7 protein-coding genes are annotated in these 21,891 nt (G+C 58.2%); all 7 read right to left on the bottom strand.

Annotated elements, in window-relative coordinates; all coding sequences use genetic code 11:
* Positions 1 to 166: 166 nt before the first annotated feature.
* On the bottom strand, positions 167 to 6,424 hold the full coding sequence (locus M5R41_17640; GenBank protein MCZ7558226.1) for a choice-of-anchor D domain-containing protein: 6,258 nt from the start codon (positions 6,422 to 6,424) through the stop codon (positions 167 to 169).
* A 376-nt stretch (positions 6,425 to 6,800) separates the two neighbouring features.
* Complete coding sequence (locus M5R41_17635) at positions 6,801 to 7,745, bottom strand: hypothetical protein (protein MCZ7558225.1); 945 nt, start codon at positions 7,743 to 7,745, stop codon at positions 6,801 to 6,803.
* Positions 7,742 to 9,778: a CHASE2 domain-containing protein gene (locus tag M5R41_17630; GenBank protein MCZ7558224.1), complete on the bottom strand. Its 2,037-nt coding sequence runs from the start codon at positions 9,776 to 9,778 to the stop codon at positions 7,742 to 7,744. Before M5R41_17630 ends, M5R41_17635 begins: the two co-directional genes overlap by 4 nt.
* Before the next feature lie 133 nt (positions 9,779 to 9,911).
* A complete protein-coding gene (locus tag M5R41_17625; protein MCZ7558223.1) occupies positions 9,912 to 13,010 on the bottom strand; it encodes a DPP IV N-terminal domain-containing protein in 3,099 nt (1,032 codons plus the stop codon).
* Between the two features lie 166 nt (positions 13,011 to 13,176).
* Entirely contained in the window at positions 13,177 to 16,410 is a 3,234-nt protein-coding gene (locus tag M5R41_17620; protein MCZ7558222.1) for an FG-GAP-like repeat-containing protein, read from the bottom strand.
* A gap of 214 nt (positions 16,411 to 16,624) precedes the next feature.
* Positions 16,625 to 17,794, bottom strand: coding sequence for a type IX secretion system outer membrane channel protein PorV (porV, locus tag M5R41_17615; protein ID MCZ7558221.1), 1,170 nt, complete (start codon positions 17,792 to 17,794; stop codon positions 16,625 to 16,627).
* A 67-nt stretch (positions 17,795 to 17,861) separates the two neighbouring features.
* Positions 17,862 to 21,860, bottom strand: coding sequence for a type IX secretion system sortase PorU (porU, locus tag M5R41_17610; GenBank protein MCZ7558220.1), 3,999 nt, complete (start codon positions 21,858 to 21,860; stop codon positions 17,862 to 17,864).
* Between the last annotated feature and the right edge of the window lie 31 nt (positions 21,861 to 21,891).

Genomic DNA, 21,891 nt, shown 5'->3' with positions numbered 1-21,891 from the left:
AATTCCGATAGATCCATCCTCTTTCATTCTTCTCTGCGTTCTCTACGGTCAAATCTGATAACGTGAACGTTCGATGTGAATTACGGCTAGCGGATTGCGGAAATTACGGTATATCCATCCCCTGCCCTGCTTCTCTGCTCTTTGTGCGTTCTCTGCGGTAAAAGACCTATTTCACAATGGAGAGGCCGCGGCTGAGCATATGCGCACCGGAGGTGAGGACGCAGCGGTAGTAACCCGCGGGCAACGCGCGCACATCGAAGCGGTATTCGTGGCGACCGGCCGGGAGTATTCCTTCAACAACGACGCCCGCTTCCCTGCCGTTGGCGTCGTAGAGCTTCAGTGTGGTCTGTGCTTCGGTGTCGAGATTAAACGGCAGCAGCACCGAACTCGAAGCGGGATTCGGTGCGCTCTGCCCCAGCCAGAAACCCGCCCGCTCGCGAACGAGTCTGCGTCCTTCGTCGAGACAGTAGCCGTCGAGTGTGAAACCGCCTATGCCGATATCCCTCGCCTGCAACACGGGATGCGCGAAATCCACCGAACGTGGCTCCAGCGGCGTCTGTATATCATTGCCGATGAGCACAAGGCAGCGCACGATAATCAGGATGTTACCTGCGGACGCGGACGGTGCGCCGGTTGCATGCATGGACACCACGCCCTCGCCGCGCTGCCAGTCGAAGCTCGTCGTCATCGTGGAGGATATCGTGCCAGTGGTCACAAGATCCAGAGGATAGAGCATGCTGGGATTGAAGCCGATGCCCGCCGTCCAATCTCCCACCGGGAAACCGCTGATGTCGCGATCCATGACCAGGGCAATAGCAACGGTGTCGCCCGGCGCGCCGCTGTACGTACCGATGCTGAAGCGCAGCGGCAGTACGTCGCCCGTTCCCTCACTGCGGACGATGATGGTATCCAGCGCAGCGCATGGCTCGATGTAGCGCAAAATCAAAGTGTCGTACAGCACGCCCGGCATATCGGGGTATGCGCGGAGCTGAAGCACGATACTGTCGCCGGGCTGCGCGGTAACGGCAAGCGCGCCGTCTATGCGCAAACGCGCAGTCGCATGGGCGATACCGTCGAAGCGATGCGGCCAGGCGGTGTTGTTGCGCAGAACGAGGGCCTGTGGCAGGGTGGCGTCACCAAGCGGCGCAGCGCCGGCATCCACGACGTTTGGTGCATCGAGTGTCGAGGACAGAATCTCGGCTTGCACTGTGGAAGCGAATTGCACGCCCGCGCCTTCCACCTCCGCGTGCACTTCCAGGGTCGCGAAAATGCCGCCGCGGTCGTCCGCAAGCGGGGTACAGCGCAGGGTGAGCTGCTGCTCCGACGCAGGCGCCAGCCACAGCGGCAGCGCGGGAGCGGAAAGAATGCTGAAACGGGAGGCATGCGACCCGGTGATACGCAGTGAATCGATGCGTGCCGGCGCACCGCTGTTGTTGCGCAGCGTCACCAGGCCCTCGGCACTGCGGCAGAAAGGCAACGTACCCAGATGCAGGTCGGTGACGATAAAACGCTGCACGGCGTTGCCGGTGACAATCACTTCGTACACGCCGCCGCAGGGCCCGAGCAACAGCCGAATGGTGTCGCGCATGCTCCCGCCCTGCTGGGGAACGATGCGAAGGTCCACAGCGCCGTTCTGCCCCGCCGGGATCAGGTACGGTACAGCGGTGCTCAGACTCCACCCCGCCGGGCCGGCCGCACCACCGATACGCACCGTCGCAGACCCCGTGTTGCCAACGGTCACCGTGCGTGTGATCGCCGCGCCTTGTATCACCTGGCCGAGGTCGAGAGAAACGGACCCGGACGTCATCTGCGTCCGGCGCTCACCGCTCAGGCGCAATTCGGTAACCGGCTGCAGCGGCGCGTCGCTGGCGATGAACAAGGTCGCTTCCACAGTGCCGTCGGCTTCGGAAGCCGGCGCAAAGCGGATGCGGAATTCGCGCGCCAATCCCGGCTGGAGAATTTCATCGGATGAAATGGGATTGAGCACACTGTATGCGCCCGCGCCCGGTCCGGCGATATTGCTGCTGCGCAGGGTGATGGGTACCGTGCCGGTATTGCTCATTCTGGCGATGGTGGTGTCGCTCTGACATTGCAGCAATGTGTCGAAACCCATGCTCAGGGGATCGAAGCGCAGCACGCCTTCAACGGAGGTCCCCTCCAGATGCACGCAAAGCGTGTCGGGACAGGGTCGGTCGAAGATGAGACAGAGCGTGGCGAATGCGTTGCCCAGAGCGATCGGCGCGAAAGTCACAGGCAGCGACACACTGCCGGCGCTGTCCACGTTGCGCGGCAGCGACATGCTTACGGTGAACCTGTCGTTGTTGCTGCGTATATCCCGCAGACGCAAGCCGCCCATATTCAGATTCAGCAATTGCAGCTGTCGTGTCTGCTGCGTACCGAGGTTGACGTTGGCGAAAACCAGGGATGTCGGCACCGTCTCGAGGTAGGCGCTGCCATGCCGGCCACGCAGCTGTACCACCTGTTCGCGCACGCAGGTTCTGCTCCGCACCGTCAGACGCAGCGTGGCGGCATCGGCTTCCCCTCTGCGTACAGGTGTAAAGCGCAGGCGAAGCTCGCGGCTCGCGCCGGGAAGCACCGTCACCGGCAGCGGCGTGAGCAAGGTCCAGGTCCCAGCGGAAACGGCTGCCGCGCTGATGCTAATCGAGAGCAGCCCGGGATTGGCAACACTGAGTTCAACAACGCGCGTCGTCTCACAGTACGGGATATTTCCTCCATCCAGCGTGTCGCTGAGCGCAAGTGTGCCGGCGTCGCGCACCGCGTTGAGCGGCACCGTAGCATAGCCCTCACTGGCATCCAGCGCAAGTAAACCGCTCGCCAGATCCACCCCTTCGAGACGCGCGCAGACGCTCAACGCGACGGATGCTCCCGGGAGCAATGTGAATTCCTCCATGCCGACCGGAATCGAAAATACATCCACCGGCGAAACCGAAGCCTTGACCCGTTGCGGTACCGTCAGGGGATTGTGTACGATGATGGTATCACAACGAACCGTATCGCAATGTGCGAGAACGCACTGCAGCGGCGAAGGTGAAAGCAGCAGGGATCCGGGCCGGAACTCCGCGGTGACGGCCGCGCACACAGTATCGGCGCAAGGCGCGCTCAGTATCGCGCAAAGCGACGCGAGCACGCGGCCGGTGTCTTTCACGCTGTTGAGTTCCACGGATACCTGGAACGATGAGTCCGCTGCGAGGAGGAAGGGGTAACTCACGCTGTGACGGAGTGACATGCTCGCGTTCGGGACGTTCAGCTGCACGGCTGAGATGAGCATCGCGACGGTATCGTCGTTGTGGAAGGTTACCGGCAAGGCACTCGCATCGAGCTGCGACCGTATACCAAACGCTACCGGGTCGGGATCGATGCGCAGACGCGGTGTCCACACGCCCGCTTTCAGCGTCAGTGTCCGCTGTTCAAAACAGGGGTCGGTGGTAATGCGCAACACAACGTCGTACAAATCCTTGTTTGCTGCCGCGGCGCGGATTTCCACAATTACGGAGTCATAGGGTTCGATGGAACGCGGTACCGGAGGATGCGACAGCGTAGCGGCCGGCGATCCGGCAAGCTGCTCGATGCGCAGGAGCTGCAGTGCGTCCGAGTTCAGGTTCTTCAACACCAATCGCCGCACCGGTACGGTACCGACGCAACCGGTAACGGGAGACAGCGTGTCCCCTTCCACCGTCAGGGTCTGGACTTTCCGACGAGCGTTGAGTTGGACGACGCTCTCCCTGCCCTTACTGATGTCGTTGTGTCCGATACGCAGCAGCGCGCTCGCCACCGTATTCCTGTCCGCCTTGTAGGAAAGATAGATGTACGCATGTCCGCCTGGCGGGATAATCAATGGCAATGGCGGACCAACAACACGGAAATCCGCAGGGTTGCTGCCGGCCAGATCCAGCCGATCGATACGCAACGGCTGATGCCCTTCGTTCCCCACCCGCAGGGAATCGAGCACCGCGTCGTCGCAGGTTTGTGTCGGGAAGATCAGCGCGTCCTGCACGACAATCAGCGGCATTTCATCGCTCACGAGTTCCAGGAGCAGTGTGAGTGTGTCCGGACACGGTTGCGCGGTGATGATGCGAATGCGGGCGAGCAGTGAATCGGAGGAGGTCGGCGTCCAGGTGACCGGTACGGACAACTTCCCGAGTGACGCGATTTCGAGCGGGAAAGAGGGCAGCGACAGCGACAGGCCCGGGACAGGCGGGACGACCGTAATCGAGGTCACCTCGGCATCCATTGCGGCGAGATTCTCCAGGAGGAACGATGTCGACGCCGGTTTGCCCAGCGGCACGACGCCGATACGCAGCAGCGAGTCTGGTTGCATGCGCACCACGGTGGATACGCCGCGCGCGCGCACTATCACCTCTGCGGTATCGAGGCAAGGACCCGAAATCACGCGAAATACGGTGCTGATGATTGCGGTATCCGGCTGCGACGGGGTGAAGCGCACCGGCGCGACGATTTGACCGCCGACGATTGCCGTAAGCCCGCTGTCGGCCGACAGCGTGATGTCTGTACTTCCGGAGACCCTCTCGACGGAAACGATATGCGCCTTCTCCGTTCCGACGTTTTCCAATCCCACATGCTGCGTGACGCTCGCACCCACGCAGACATCCCCGATGACGAGGACGGAAGGTTGCGGTTTCAATTCGCTGGAAACGGCCTGACCGCTGAAGGAGAGATTCGTTTTTTCCGGACAGGTCGCGAAGCCGCTTTCAATGGTGATCCCTCCGCTGAACGCCCCGCTTTTCGTGCTCCTGTAGTGAAACACCAGAGAATCGGGGCTGCGCAGCGTATCGCCTATCGCGTGATTGACGAGCACGAGTTCTCCTCTATCCGAATAGACCTGTAAGTCGCGTATCACGGACGGGAAATTGCCGTTCGTGCTGGTCTTGAGTACGGCAACACTCAGATCGCCCGTGCAGGATCGCGGGAAGGTCAGTGCGAAAGGATGCACAAGATGCGAAACGCGGCGAAGGCCATTGAGTTTGATGCGCCACGGGGAGTGCGGATCGTCGTTCGAGCGAAGCTGTAATTCCGCGCCGGCGGGCGTCGGACCGAAATATCCCGGCACCGGCTGCCAACGGATGGTGATGCTTTTCGACATCCCGGGAGGGATGATCAACGGCAATGTCGGCTGCACGACGCTGAACTCCGGGTGACTCAACGTCGCCCCGGCCGGTGGTATGGTAAGCGTACCGGAACCGGAGTTGATAATCGGTATTTCCAGATCGACAAAATCCCCGCAGGACAGTGTATCAAAAAACACATCCGCCGCTGTGGTGGAGATGTCGGGATACATCGTGCCTTCCCATTTGAAGATCCAGCCGTCGGACACACTGAGATAGCCGGAGGTACGCTGCACTCCGCCGACAGCCCATCCCACCGCTTCATTCAGAAAAATCATCTTGTTGACCGGGCGGTAGGTCTTCCCGCCGAGCAATTGGGGAGGATACATCGTCCACGAATAGCCGCCGTCCGCAGTGTACGCGAACTCATTGTGGTTACTCGCAGCCCAACCCTTGGCCCTGTCGAAGAAATATATTCCTTTGTGTCCTTCCGCATTCGTTCCGAACGGCGGCTGCTGGGGAATGGGGTGCCAGCTTCGTCCTCCGTCGGTCGTGCCGAGAATGTGATTCGAGGATTTGTTGTTATATCCCGACGCGTACGCGTGGTCGTCGTCGATAAAGGTGAATTTGAGATGCGTCGGAAAAAATTCCTGCGCATTCTTGAATGAAAAATCGAACCACTTGTCGCTGATGACGTTGTAGCGGAAATATGTGTTCTCGCCGCCGATCACGTTCCAATATGTGCCGGAAAATTTTACGTCCGTGAATGGCTCGTTCGAGGCGATGGAGTGATTGGTCCAGACAATGCCGCCATCGAGCGTGCGATGCGCCCTGCCGGGTCCCTCGCCGACGATCATACCTTCGCGGTTATCCCGGAAGGAGATGGCGAATCGTGTACCGTACAGTATCGGATTGAGCGGGGAGACGTTGAACCAGGACTGACCGTAATTGACTGTCTTGTAAATCAGACTGCGGTAGTCGTCACGCCAGGAAATGAAGGCCACACCGGAGTTCGGAATCGCGTACACGTCCTGCGCCCAGGAAGTGAGCGCAATATTGAGAGGGGGAGAAAACGCGGAGGGGGGGATAGGGCGCCACAGTGGATCGCCCGCGCGCTTGCGAAGTACACCGGTGCGTCCGAAAATCACGTCCACGTCGCCCACGGCGTACCCGTTTCCGGTATCCGCCATCGCAATACCCATGAGCCCGCGTACCGGGACCTCCGTCTCCTGCTCCACCCATTTGCCGACATTCTGTATCCGCGGCGTCGTGCCCGGGCCGCCGGACGTCGTACCGGAACCTGTGGTCCCGGTGTTCTGTGCGCTCGCAATGTACACCATCGACATTACAGCGACGAAGGGTATGAGCAACGTCCTTATCAAATTGCGATACGCTACATCCGGTTTTGCTTCAGATTCAACTAAAATGATAGCGGATTTCGAGCTCAAAGGCAAATGTGAAAAATCGACCGACAGCGGGTCCGGATCATCGGAGAGATCACTGACCCACGCCGAGAAATGATGGAGCGAGGGCATGTGGAACGTGCAGCGGAAAGAGAAAGCGAGCGAACACCGGCGCTATCCCAGTGCGAGCCGCTTGCTGCAATCTTTTTCTGCACCCGGGGACGTCATGCCGTGGCCTGTACGACGGCGGCAGAGCAGCGCATCGCCTGACCTCAACGAGCCATCAGGAAGCGCTGCGGGTACGATTGCGAGCCTATTTATTCTCGGGCCCGGGAGGGACCAATTGCTCCTCCTCATTGTACAGCTTCATCTGGAAGAGCAGCGAACGAAGCATGTCGCGGTATTCGGCCACGTCCGGCGCGAGACGCACCGTTTCGCTGTATTCGTTGAAGGCATCGGTATACAGACCTTTCTGTTCGAAATAGATGCCACGGATGAGATGCAGCGTCACGTCGTCGGCATTCATGCCGCGGAGTTCGGTATCGAGACGTTCGAGTTCCTTGCGAATGGCATCGATGGTGTCGCGGGGGAGGATGCGAAACGATTCCACACCGCTCTCCAGTCCGTCCGTCATTCTGCGAACCCGCCAATGGTACTCGCGGTCATTCTCGAGCAGGATGGCCGTTTCCGCCAGATACTGCAGCGACTGATGTTCGGTTTGCATGCGGGCGATAACAGTAAAGGAATCGTCGAGCAGGACAAGCTCGTATTTCCCGTGCTGTGCGGGATCAACCCAGCGAAACAGTGGTTTGGTGGTCATCAGGTGCTGCTTCGGAAATGCGGCACTCACCACGTCCATGTCGCCACGCACGGCGCCGAACACATTTTCCTGTTTATTGTCGCGCGACTTCCGCATCTGCGCCGCGGCATACTGCAGCAACTTGCCGGACGCACCTGCGGCTGGGGTAGCGCCCTTCTGCACGAACTCCTTCAGCTTCATGCTGCTGTTTTCGTCAATACTCACGAGGCGTTTCTGATCCATCATCAGTTTGGCGTAACTGGCGAAAGAGGTACGAAGCACATCCTCTCCGGTGAGCTGGTCACCGATGCTCACCGCTTTCCACGCGGCTTTCTTCTTCCCTCCCATCTTGACCTCCACCTTGCCCTTGAGACTCATCACCGTAAAACTCTGCGCCGTCAACACAGCAGGCAACAGCAAGAGGCAGGTTGCCAGAACAATAGCTCGTATGTGTGTCATGATCGATCTCTGTCAGTTGTGTGTAAATGTAATCGCTGTTCCAGTTCTCTCAGTTTCACCATCGTCGGTTCCGCAAGGACAGGTTCGCATGCAGGGCCGAAGCCGTAATACACCGGCAAGGTCGCGAGCATCCGCTGCCGCGGTACCAGAGCGGCGAAGATAAAGAGTTCCGCCTTCCGATGCACTTTGCACTCGGTCCATTCGCACAACGGCGACAATGAAATGAAGGATGCTGCGTCCGACTGCATCGTACAATACAGTCCTTCCGGAAGTTCCCGAATTTTGCCCTGTTCACTTTCCGGAATCTTCCGGCCCTGCACGTGAAGCACGCCCTGTGCTGTTACAGCGTACAGCGGCTGTTGCAGCACCTCGTGTAATTGGACGAGCATCAACCGCCGCGCGTGGGGGAGGAGCAATTCCCATTCCTCGAACGCGAGAAAGGGATTGAATGTGGAAAGCTCCGTGGTGAAAAACAGCTGCTTGACATAGCTCTCCCGAAGATACTCTTCCTTCTTTCCGGCCAGATATCGGAAGAAATACTGTCGCGACAGCGACCGCGAATCTCTCCCGGTAAACACGCTACGGACTGCGGGAATCGCCTCGCGCCACGCTTCGAGCCCGGGGAGCATGGTCGCCGGTGCTGTTCCATCCGCCTGAATACGCCGCAAGTTTTCGCATGCCCAGGCAAACTGTACACCACACAGACAGGCATGCAGCAGGCGGATGTTGGACACAAACGGCTCGTCGTCGGCGAAGGCCTCGCGAAGCACGGCGGGCATTCCCTCCTTCCCGATACCAATACTGCGCGCAAACCTGCGCCGCTCCAGATGGTACTGCATCTTCGTCACCGCGGCGCCGGCGGGGATGAACAACAGTGCGCCCGTCGCCATCAGGTTGTAACTGATCTTCAAATCGAAATAGAAAAATGCGATCAACGGCAGGAAAAACACCATGACTGCCTCTGTCAGCAGCATCGTGCTGATGAGCAGCCCGACATGAAATCTGTTCCGCGCCTTTGTGCGCAACACTCTGTAGAGAGCGAGACTGAGGTATGACAGGACGAATACCAACAACCAATCCACCCATTCCGGAACGGGGACGATGAAGCGGTCGCGCAACAGCATGTTGATTACATTCGCATGGATGAGCACACCGGGCATGTCCGGCCCCTCCACCTCAATCTTTTTCCCCATCGGCGTCTTGTGTGTGTCGCCGAGATAGAACAATCCTCCTTCGTTCACAAAACCGATAAGAACGATCGCGTCCCGGAAATACTCGTCATCGTACATCGTGCCAAACACGACATCATCAATGGGGACGGACTCGAACTGGTGATACGTCCCTGTGTAGTAAATGATCTGTGGTTCCGCGGGTAAACGCAGCAGCTTGCTGACGAGTCCGCTGTCATACAACTGCAGCATGCGTACCGGCAGTCCATACCATTCCTCTCCAGCCACCGTCGCGCGGGGGAGGAAGCGGCGCACCACACCGTCGGCATCGGGCCACAGATTTGCGAATCCCTGCGCGGGATCGGCCTCCAGCACGAGAGGATGCAATTCAATCTCAGGCTCCATGCTCTCCTTGTCGAAACCGGATACCACAACGACGTTGGGAACATCCCGCAGGGCCTGGACCAGCGCATCGAACTCCGACAGGCGCTCCTCCGGAAAGCGCTCCACGTGCAGCGCATCGAGAAACACATCGAGACCGATAACTCTGGCCCCGCTGGCGTGCAGTTTATACAACAGCATGGCGATTTTGCCATCGGGCGTAGGAGCTACTTCCCCCAGGTTCACCACCTTTATCCTCGGATCGGGAAACTCGGCGTCGCGGACGGCGAATACGGCGTCCAGACTGACGTCGGCGATGTTCAGAAAATCGATACGGTCAAAGATGGGATTGAGGAAGGACGTATCGTCCGTCTCGGGAAGATTGTCCGAAATGACGATCATACACCACACCAGCACCAGCACGAGTGCCGAGGCAAGGACGTATTCAAGACGGAAAAGATACCTGAGCAGACTGGTGCGCATGCGTCAGCATCAAGCTATGGTTGTGTCGAAACAGCGACGAAGTATAGAATTTCACCGCTGGAAAAACAAATGGCGCGTCGGAACCGACAGCGCCATGCAGCTTTGGGGAAAATGCTCTTGTCTGCGCGTTGCGCTAAAATCCGTCGCTCAGATCGAAGCCGAAAAGCATACCGAAATACCAGCGCCACTCTTTGCCGTAGGTCACATCGGTGAACTGAAACGTCCGGGTGAACTCATCCAATCCGTACGCGCCGCTGAAGAATATCCGGGTCGGATACATGGAAAAGGAGAATGTCTCCAGCCGTAATTCGAAACCCACGTTCTTCTTCAAATTCCCTACCGTGAACTGCTCCGGATCCATCACAGCGTCGCCGATGTCCATGAACACGCCCCCGTAGAGCTTGTCGAACAGTACATGTCCGAGGCGGAAATCCATGCTGGAAATGATCGGGAAACGATACGTGATCTGTGCCGCGGCGAGTTCATTGCCTCCGAGCGAGTAATACGTGTACCCCTGCATGCCGGTGATGCCGCCCGCATAGAAATTGAAAAAATCGTCCACGGGCTCGCCAAGGATTGTCGCGCCGCGCAAGCGCACGCTCAGAGCATGCTCGAGCCACGGCAACCGCGCACCGATGCTGAGATGCGCATCAAATCGGTGGAAATTGAAATCCCGGTACAGGGGAATGAGCAGACCGCTGTTGCGGTCAATTTCAAAATCGCCGTCGGGATTGTAATTGTTGAATTCATGATCATACCGGAGGGTGAAGCGCGTACCGATCGGACTGATTTCATGATCGCGGGTCGGGACGATGTTCCTGTACCGGAATACCACACTGAGGTCATTGCCGACGAGATACAGGTTGTCCCGCGCGGGTATCAGCATATCATTGTCCGGATTTCGGAAACTCCCGAGCGTCGACGTGTACCGGCTGTGGGAATACCCCACCTCCAGACGCATGTGATCGTTGGCGATGTTATGCCCCAGACGCACGGCGAATTCCAGCAGATTGAAATCCACATCCACTCCCACCGTATCGAGCGGCAGCGGTATGCTGGTCGAAGTGCCGCGGGTCACATTGAACACCTCGAGGGACAGGTCGGGAAACAGGCCGAGACTACTGAAAATAGGCAGCTTGTCGCGATACGTCACATTCAGATACAGATCGCGCTCGGCCTTGATGTTGATCGACGCGCTGGCCAGGAACTCCAGGCGCGACAGCATATCGGACGAGTACATCATCAAACCGGGTTTGAGCAGCTCGAGACCGCTGTTGTCGGGATTGAAGCCGTCAACGCGTATCGTCGGGAAATACATCATGCTCATGAACAGGCGTTCGTACACGGACGGTGTGCTCTCCTCGATACGTGTGTCATCGAAATTGTTCAACGCGTCCCAATCCCATTCCGCATCCGCCGAAGCGATGGGCGAGGAATATTGCACGGGAGGCAGGTAATCGTACATCCCGGGCTCAACCGTCCCGCCGGTGGCGAGCCGCGCAATTTTATATCCGCCCGCAGTGTATGCGGCATAGACGAGATTCCCGGCTGCATCCTGATCAGGCATGAAAGCACCACCCAAAACGTTGGTGAGCTGCGTCCGTGTACCGGATCCGGGATCGAGACGATAGATATTGAAAATGCCCGTCCGATCGCTGGAATAGAGGAGATGTTTTCCGTCGGAAGTGTAGCGCGGATCGCGACAATCATTCGCGGGCTCATGGAGAATGGTCTCGAACCCGCTGCCGTCGGGCCGGATGCGCGCCAGCCCACGATGCGTGCGCGGAGCAAAGGCGAACGCAATCCAGGCACCATCGGGAGACCAGGTTGGGGTGAACACCTGCTCACCATGCGCATACTTGGTGAGCTGTACCCGGTTCCCTCCCTGTGCGTCCACAGTGGAAAGATTGATCGTTCCGTCCGCGCCGTGCACGAACGCGATGCGTGATCCGTCGGGAGACCAGGCGGGATTGAACGCGCGTAATCCGCGGGTCAGACGCTTCTCCTCTTCTTTTTCCACATCATACACGTACAGATCGTAGTAGATATGGCCCTGCACGGTCGGTGTGTTGTACTTCGAGTACACGATTTTCTTGCCGTCCGGTGACCAGGAAATGGCGGAACGCACACCGGGAACGGCCATGCGCTCTGCGGTGCTGTCCGCCCGCCGAATGTACAGCGCGGATTGCCCCATGTAATCGGAGGTCTTGTTCGAGACATAGGCGATCCATTTTCCGTCCGGTGAATAGCGCGGATAGAAATTGGCGAAACCGACACCCGCGATAATATCACCCTCGATGCGATTTTTTCGTATGGGCGCGGTGCGTGCCGCATACTCGTCCTTGAGGGCTGAGGCCCATTCTGCGTACAGGGCACGGCCGCTGATGCCGAGTACATCTTTGACGGCGGCGTCAATCGTGAATGTGAACGGCTTGCTCAAAGCGCGGGTGATATCCGCCAGCTTGTCCTCGCCGTACTTCCGCGCGATATAGCGCGTGAGATTGTAGCCGGAATTGTACACGCTCTCGTTGCCGAGGCTGGTTTTTCCGAACGCGCTCATCTCACCCCAACTGAGCATGGAATCGGCAAGCACGTAACTACGCAATATCATGTCCCGATGCGCATCCCAGTTCTCATACCCGAGTCTGTCGCGTTGGAACTGCGCCGTGCCTTCGGCGAACCAGGGCGGTACCACCACGCCGGGAAAGGGATACGACACCAGTGTGTTGGGATATCCGTACAACACGTCGCGGCGGCGTTCCTTTTCATACCCGAACCACTGAAATGTCAGCGCGGGAATGCCACGTCCGAATTTCATCGCGGCCTGGATCTGAATCACGTGCGTGAACTCATGCGTGATCACATTACGCAGCCAGTTGTGCGTTCCGCGCAGTTCGAAATCCAGAGGCGAGGCCCAAATCTCGATCTTGTTGTTGAAAAAATACGCCGCGCCGTTCGCGTAGTCCGAGATGTCCTTGATCACAAAACTGATGCGCTGATCGGGCTCGTGATCGTACAGCGAGGTGATCGGACCGTACACATCTTCGGCGATCTTTGCCACCACACGCGCTGTACGCTCCGCGCCTTCATGATAATGCACGTGAAAATGCTTCGTGGTAATGGTAAACCAATCCTTCTCCGGAGCGGAATAGCTGTCCGGCTGCGCATGAAGAACAGATCCAAACACGAAAAGCAGAAGGAGCGCCGGTATGGCACGCATCGTCATCATCATGATACGATTTTCCGATAGAGTGAGATGAAAGAATGCTCGTCGCTTATGACAGAATTCCTGATGCCTCGGGGATCGCAGAACGGTGCCCGGGTGCATCTTTTGTGTTCCCTGATCCATCAGTGAACAAACGGCTTCGACCGCGCCTGCTTTCCGCAACACGCCGCCCCTAGCGCACCACGGCGATTTTTATGATTTTCTCGCCTTTTTTACCCGGAGCGATTGCCTCGACCTTCGCGAGGTACACATCACTCTGAATGCCGCTGACATCCCAGACGATCTCGTTGTCCACACCGCCGCGTGCACGCGTACTGAGCTCATCCACCTTGTCGCCGGCCAGGTCGTAAATCTTCACCGTCACATCCGCATCGTCGGACACGAAAAAGCGAATGCGGGTGACTCCGTCATAAGCGGGATTCGGCCAGTTATAACAGAGCTGCTGCGGGAAAAACTCGGTACCCGGGCTCACATTCTGCGTCGGCAAGGGTGTCTGTCCGCTGTTGCGACTGTCCGCGTTCGCGGTTGACCACAGCAGATCTCCGATAGCGATATTCACAGCATGCTCGAAGACGAACAGCGCACGATCCGATACAGCGGCAATGCCAAGCCGGCCGCGGTCGGTGCGCAACAACGCCTGGTCGTTGACGGTCGGGAAAGCGACCGGAAATCCTTCCCGCGTACCTGCCTTGTCCTGAAGAAAGCGCAGCGTTTCGAACCCCGAAGAGACGACCACGTCTCCCGTTGCATCGCCGCGATACGAGCGCAGTTTTTTCGCACGGGCATACACGGGATAGTTATCCACGGGGGCAAGCGTGTGGTTATATGCCATGAGCAGACCGTCGCCGCTCCGCAACAGAATTTCCGCACGTCCGTCTCCGTCCACGTCCGCACACGCCACCGCACCGGAAGTGATCACCGGATCCCCCGGCAGCCGCTCCGCGATAGGCCGTACGTCCGCATCGGTCCCCTCTCCCAGCGCGTAAGAAGCGACCAGGATCTGCGAGGTCCCGGAAGAAGTCGCGTCGACGCGGGAGACTATCAGCTCCCGCTTTCCATCGCCGTCAACGTCGGCGGAGGCGGACAAAGCAGCCGTACCGTCAGAAATGGGAGCTGTGACGATTGATGTAAAATGGAGCGGCTGTACCATGCCGGAGAGCGAAAAAGCGAGGCCGCTCTGCGGGGTATGCGCGTAGACCATCCCCGCTTCGTCCAGAGGCAGGAAGCGCACATCGGCGTATGGCTCAAAGCCCGGCGTTCCTACAGAAAAACTCCGCACGGTGCTGCCGACTGCAATGATGCTGTCGGCGGCGGAGCCGCGTACGTACAGCAGCAACGCACCATGAATAATCTGCGGCAGCGTGCTTGCGAGGGCAGGATAGCCGCCCGATCCCTCGAAGCGCTGCCGGTACAGTACGTCCAGCATTCCATCGGCATCGCTGTCGGCTGCACGGAGGACGTATACCTCACGTGCAGTCCCTTGCTCAAGGATAACCGCCGTCTCAGCCTTGCCATCGCCATCCACGTCGCCGACAGCCGGTGCGTCCGACAGTTCCCAATTCTCCGCTCCTGCGACGTAGCCTGTCGGAAGATACGGTGTTCCATCGAGACGGCTGACGAGCAGGCGAAAACCGTGCTGCACTCCGCTTGCGGCCGCCAGCAACTCGTCCACACCGTCGCCATCCAAATCCGCGGAGCGGATGTAGCGCAACGTCTGTCCGCTTTGCAGCTGTTCGCCGAAGTCCACCGGGAAACCCGCAAGCGGTGCATAGCCATCATCGCCCACGGCAATATCCAATGTCATGATCGGTCCGCTGACGGAAAAATTCTTCATCGCCACACGCGCGTCGGCGCCCGAATTGGCTCTGCTGTTCGGAGAACTGCGCAGATCGAACATATTGGTGTACACAGGCGAGATGTTGTCCTTTGTCCAGTAATCGATGGCGGATCCGCTCCCTGTCTGCGTGCCGAAAACTGTCTGAATATCCACGCCAATGTCCTGCGGCCCACCAGCCTGCTCCAGATCCACTGCACGGGACACCCCCGGCATGGTTACGTTGACGGTGTTGAGCGCGATGCGCTCCGTCAGTGCTGTTTCATCAATATGCCAGATGAGAATACCGCCATTGATGCGGGTTTCCTTGTCGTCTACGAGCACGCGTCCGCCCGGCAGGCTCCAGTCGATATCCTCCACGTCGATCACCACGCCCTTGAGCTGCGATACATTGCCGTTGTCGAAACCCAGGGTGTCCTTCGGGAAGCGCAACTGCTGTACTTGTCCGCCGGAGACGAAGGTGACGAGCTGACCGTTGCCGCCGAGATCGCGCTGACGATTCTCCACCAGCCAATATTCGATGTCGGTGATCGGCACACGTATCACATCCGCGGTGGAGAGTGAGTCGCCAGCGGTGATGAGATAATTCCGCGTACCGGAAGCGGCAATGCGCGGGCTCGTCCAGCCAAGCCGCTGTTTCTCCCATGCGGATGGCGCGGGCGGACATATTCCGCCGTAGGCGAAAATGCCTTCACCATCCATCAGGCCGAAGCGCCCGATTCCGGTTTTTCCGGTCCTGGTATCGAACAGATCTGGCAGACCCGCCCAGGTACCGAAGCTGGCGGCGAGCAAACCATTGATGGTCAACTCCAGGAGACTCCGTGATCCGTCGATGTTGGAAATCTCGCGATTGTTGGTGGTGGGCAATACGGCGCAATTGGTGATCCGAAATCCGCCGCCCGCATCGACGCCCTGAAAATCGTTTCCGAGCAGTCGGCGAAACGCTGTATGGGTGAATGATAACGACGGAAGGTCAAATGGAGTGGGATCGAAGCCCTGTATGCTCACCAAATCAATGTCGCGCCCGCGTCCCGCATGAAAGACAACAAACATGTGGTAACGCGAAAAATCCACTGTACTGAACTGTTGGACCGCTTTCTCCCACGCTTCCACGGCCAGCTTCGCCACCGGCGCTTCGGACTCGTTTTTCCTGAAAGAATAATCACTGATCGGCCCGTCCACCGTTACGATTCCGTCGAGCACCTCGCCCTTGAGGATGGTCCTTCGTCCCGACACCTTCCGGACATAGTTCTCGAGAAATTGCAGATGTTGCTGAAAATGCGCGCGGTTATGGGGCATGGGATCGAGTATCTCGGTGCCGTAATCATACTCATAGATGGATCCGAACTTCCCCGTGCCGCTGGTACGGTTATCCGTGTCCTCGGGGAAATCCACCATCACCGCGAGCAGCCGCACGGTATCCGGCAGAGCACGCACGGCATCATCTCCGGCATGCGGAGCAAACGCATGTGAGAGTTTGGGGAGTAATGCCCCGGAACGTGACGGCGTCTGTGCCTGAAGACAGGTTGTGGTCAGTAGTACCAGTATCGCGAGAATCCCTGCGCGCTGCATGTGGGCCGCTCCGTGCTGAAAATTAAGAAGGACATGGTCAGGTGTTCACCACCGTGCTTCGTTCGGCGCGTAGTCCCGTAGCTGCAGGCCACCGGGCTGCACCGAAACGGGTCCCGCAGGGGATCGCCCTGCGGGACATGATTTCCGTAATCGTTTTCCGTATCGCGCCGTGGTAGCGGAGAAACTGCGCTGTCCGCAGATCCACCGATACGCATCAATTCGCGGCGTCGTCCGCGGGGATGCGTGTGCCGTCGTCGGCCGGACCGGAGCCGCGGTCCCAGTTGACCGTCAAGGTAAAGCGCAAGGTCTCGGACAGCGGGCTGACCGTGTCGTCGTCGGAAATGGCTGTGCTGATGTAGCTGAAATCGAAGCCGTAAATGTCGTAACGCACGCCCGCACCGAAGGTCAGGAAGCGGCGGTTGCCCTGGCTCGGATCCTCGTGGAAGAAACCGAAACGCAGCGCCACGAGCTGCGAATACCAGTATTCGATGCCAGTGCCGAGCGTGAAGGTATTGAATACGTTGCCGGGTGTATCCCAACTCTTGAATACCGCCTCGTAGAAGGGGTCGGCTTTCTTGTCGGTACGACTGACGAGCAGCTTCGTGACGTCGGTGGTCCAGGTCAGGGTGTTGTACTTCTCGCGCACCAGGTCGTAGCGGTAGCCAAGGCGCAAGGCCGTCGGCAACGGATCCGCCTGATCCTCATCGATGTAGCTGATGGATGGACCGATGTTGGTGATGGACGCGCCGATGGCGAAGCGATTGCCAATGTCCGTATTGGTAAACGGAATGACGAATTTCGACGGGCGATAGAGAATACCGACGTCACCCGCAACCGCCGTCGCCGTGCCCGAACCCTGCTCACGCGCCGTGCCGACCTGAGACAAGCTGCTGTGAATGATGCGCAATCCCAGACCCACACCGAGGTCTTCGTCGAGTTGCGTACCGTAACTTCCGGTGAAGGCGATTTCGAAGCTCTTGAAAGTGCCGAGCGAATTGTTTCCTTCGTCGCGACGCTCGAATTCACCAAGATTCAGAAAAGTGAGCGCGGTACCGATGGTTCCTCCGATGGAGGGGATATCCATACGATATCCGGCATATTCGAAAAACAGATCACTCTGCTGAAACTGCGGCAGCCAGTTGGAGTGATTCAGGCTCAGCTCCATGCCCTTCTGAAACCCGAGACCGGCAGGATTCCAGAAAATCGCGGACACGTCATCGGCGATGGCAACGCCGGATTCGCCCATCGCGCTGTTGCGCGAACTCGGCGATATCAGCAAAAACGGAACCGCCGTGCTGGTCTGCGCCGCGACATCCTGCGCCTGGCCGATCAGAAGCACCGCGATTGCGATCGCGCTGACGACGTGAGTGCTTTTCCAATTCATTGAATTTCCTCGTATGAACAGTGACAGAACAGTAAGTTATTGTAATCGTTTTGTTTTCGCAACCATTTCAGCGAAGGAGAGACAGACGCCCGAGCACTTCGCTGCCCATGCCGCCGTCCACCGTTCGACAGATGACTTTGTACAAATACACCCCGTTTGCGAGTTTATCGCCATCCTCGTCCGTCCCGTCCCAAGGTACCATCACAAAACGCTCGGCGACATGCATCGCCGAAATGGTACGTACCTGTCGTCCGCTCAAGGTGTACACCTTGATGTCCACATTCACCGGATCGCCCAGATTGTGTCGGAAGGTAAAAGCTGTCTGCTCCTTCATGGGATTGGGGTAATTGTACACGTCCTGTAACGTGAGTTGCGAACTGCCGGCGACGGTGAAATACGTCTCGGCAGTGCTGGAGTTGTTGAATATGTCATACGCGCGCAATCGCAGCGTATGTGTGCCGGGCTGTAAACCGCGGAATCGGTATTCGACTGTGCCCTTTTGATAGGAATCAACATCTCCGGTGTAGAATTCGTTCAGAATGATGCTTGTGCCGGAACCGTCCAGCCACGCCTCTATGTCATGTCCGATGCCGAGGCCCGTGGTGTTGATTCCGCTTTCATCGAATAAATCCGCGATGAGCAAAGCGTCGCTGTTGACGAGATCTCCCGGCTGGAAGTTGCGCGTATCCATGTACAACGCGATGACGGGCCCCTTGTCGTCAGGTACAGCGGCGCTGTCCGATCCGCCGATACGCAGACTGGTGAAATATCCCGCACCGTCCACCGCGTTGTTGTCGAAGTACAGCGAGATGCGGCCGGTGGCGTTTTCGTAGGAAATATCCTTGGGGATGATAAAGTTGACCGCGAAACGCCCGCCGCTGATCGTCGCCTTCCCGCGATACAGCAATCCCCCGTCGAGTGGATAGGTAAAGTTGTTCCATCCCGCCTCGTCGACAACTACTGCGCGCTGCGCGTCGAAAAGACTGACCTGTGTCACACCGTTGAAATCCTCCCACACGCTGCCGTCGGATTTCCGCACACTTCCCTCGAGAGTGACTTTGCTCAACGCGCGGAGTTGCACGGTGTCGGCGGAGGCCTGCTGTCCATTGATTTGTACCCGTTCCAGGGCGGCTGTGTAGCGCGGCAGGGCGATGCGCAGCGCGGGATCGCCGAAGAGATGGAATTTCTCATAGCCGGGAGAATTGTTATACCGCTGCTTGGCGGTGTACAGGGCTTCGCCTATGCGTTTTGCGCGTCCGTCGCTTTCGCGGCCTTTCAACAGCAACTGATCCAGAAATTCCCGATTGAAAGCACTGTTCTCATGGGAAAAGACCACGCGCGGGGCGGACAGTCCGCCGATACTGCCGCCGTCGGGTTTGAGCAGAAGCTGCTCGGTTCCGCTGCGTACCCCGGGGGCATCGTATAGTCCGAAGGTACACGTCGCCGCACTGATGAACGGAAGGCGATGTGCATTCCGAAGCAGGGGTATGGTCACATCATTGATGAAGATGCGCTCGTGCGCCCATACGTCGTGAGAACCGTGACCGGTATAATTCACCAGCAACGTCCCTCTGTTTATCTGATCGATGATGTCGCTGGCCGCTTCCGGTTTGCGTCGCCCCGAAGCGGTATTCTCTGTCCGGTACGAGACGATGTAGATTTTCTTCTGTTCCATCTCCGGCGGAAGCACCCCCGCCATGCGTTCGGACTGCCAGGTATGTTCGATGAAATCGGTGTCCTTGAACGACGTCCACCCGTCATCGGCGACGAGCGTAATACGGTTTTTCCAGGGATCGAAGGTCGCAGCTGTCTCATAACCGATTATTTTATCCACAACAGCGTTTGCTTCCTCAAGCGTCTGTACCGGGATGCGTCCGCTTGCGACATCCACGCGCTCGTCGTTCCTGCCTATACCACGAAGCTTGACGTAGTAGTCGTCGGAAACATAGGAATCTATTTTGTTGATGGAGTTCTCGGACTGGGCCACCGGTACGAGTATGGTTTCGTTCGTGGTGATGTTTCGATAGTCGAAATGACCATCTCCGAGAAAGAGCACGTATCGGGGCGGTGTTTGCCAATTCGCGAGCGACCAGGCAAGAAAGTCCCGTATGGCTGTATGGTCGGGCAGGGTACTCGCGAATTCATTGAAGATTTCGCTCGTGCGCACCACCATGCTGCTGATCTGGTCCTCGCCCGCTCGCTCCCTGTGCGCCTTAAGCCGTTGCGCCGCAGAAGCCAGATCGTCGTGCGTTATGATGAGATATTCCGCTCCGGTCGACGCGATGAGACCGGAATTCGGCAGTGTGCGAACCTGACCCGGAGCTTTCATCGCCGGACTTGCCACGGCGAGGAACTGTCGCGGCCGACCTGCGTCGTTTCGCGCCTGAAATCGCACGGTACCGCCGCTCACGGTCACTCCGTCCATCTTGAGGACATTGGTATGGTCCGTCACATCATAGACGTGAATATCACTCATGGTGAAGCCATTCAGAACGAACTCCACCACCGCGTTGGTGTCCGGCGCGGAGAACAATAATTCGTCGTTCAACGGCTCGAAACGCCGTGCGTACTGCCACTCCACCCAGTCCACATAGCCGCCGCGTGTGCGGTCCGCATTTGCCGACGAGTAGGTGAGGGTTATCGTGGAACGATCATCGGCGAGCTGTGCGGTTCCGGTGAATTCCCGGGCTCCGGATATTTTTCCCACATCGTCCGTATCGGAATTGAAATTGACGATACCGAGAGAGATGGTACCTATTTCGCGTTCGCTGTCCCGCACTTTAAAGCCATGATCAACCTCCGAGCTTCCGGCAACCTGTATGCGGTACAACACCGGCTCCGTCTTCACCAGACCGTGCAGTTTCCGCGTAAAGGTGATGGCAGCCGCGCTTCCGGCGTTCGCGACCAGCCGTTTCCCGAACCACATCAGGCCCGAGTTGAGCATACTGTTGACTTCCTCCTCCTCAAACTCACGTCCGCGAAACCACGCCGGACGGAAGGCGTCCGGTTCCGAAAGGGAGGCCTCGCGCGCCATGCGCTTCCCCGCACTTCCTCCGAAGGTCAGGAGATAGGCGTTCTCGGAAGTATAGCGATTGATGTAATGTGAGTACGTCTTCGAAGCGGGATTGTAGGTAAAGCCGGAGGTACCCATCCCGTGAAACTGCACATAATCCCCTTCGTCAAAACGGCCGTCTTCTCCGCCCACAACCTCGATGGCGATTTCCATCAACGGCTGCGCCCGTGCGACATCCACATCACGGGGCAACTCGCGGCCACCACCACCATACATTTTGATCGTGCGAGGATCCAGCGTCGTGACGTCTATACCCGCGGAGGCGAACCAGGACCGTGTCAAGCGATACATACCAGTTTGCGGTACGGCGAGACGATACCAATTCCCGCTCTCCATTGTCGCGCCGGTGGCTTTATTCAAGCGCGTCGGACGTGCGAGCACCCACTTCTGTGCCTGTTCCGCGTTGAGAAGCGCATTCGCCGTCGCATCGCCGGCACCCGGATCGAATCGTTGCGTTGCGCCGCCGTAATCAATGCGCACGCGCATCCGTGTAACGATGCGTGCAACGTGTGTGGCCGGATTCCACTGCACGGGTACGAGCAGCAGATCTCCGAGAATGCGGTCCCGTGCGACGCCGATATTGCGCAGCATGGCGCTTTCCGCCGGCAGAAAACCGTTCTCGGAATAGAGCACGCTGCGCTCGGGCTGCCATTGATCGTCGCTTTCACGTCCTTCCCGCACCATGGCTAATCGGATACCGCTCTCGTCGCGATAATCCATTTCGAGCACCGTCACGGCATTCCCCGTCGTCGAGGGAAGTCCGAGCAATTCTGTCCGGACAAACAGATGAGGCGCTCCGATGGAATAGAAGCTGACACCTCGCTCGATTTCGAAGCGTGACTCGCCGTTCCCGACGTAGACTTTCTGAACGGCCGGTGTGTACTCGACCACACAACCGCCCGCATCCGATGACAGCACGCGAAGTTCCTGCGCAGCCGCGAAGGGCGCGCACATGAGAATCAGCAGCAAAATCGCCGGAATTAATGGACGCATGTTTCGGATCTCCGGGAAAACGACAAATACA

The sequence above is a fragment of the Bacteroidia bacterium genome, from assembly GCA_027493955.1.
Classification (GTDB): domain Bacteria; phylum Bacteroidota; class Ignavibacteria; order SZUA-365; family SZUA-365; genus JAOSJT01.
The sequence above is the reverse complement of the archived record's forward strand: the minus strand, read 5'-3'. Positions and strand labels throughout refer to the sequence as shown.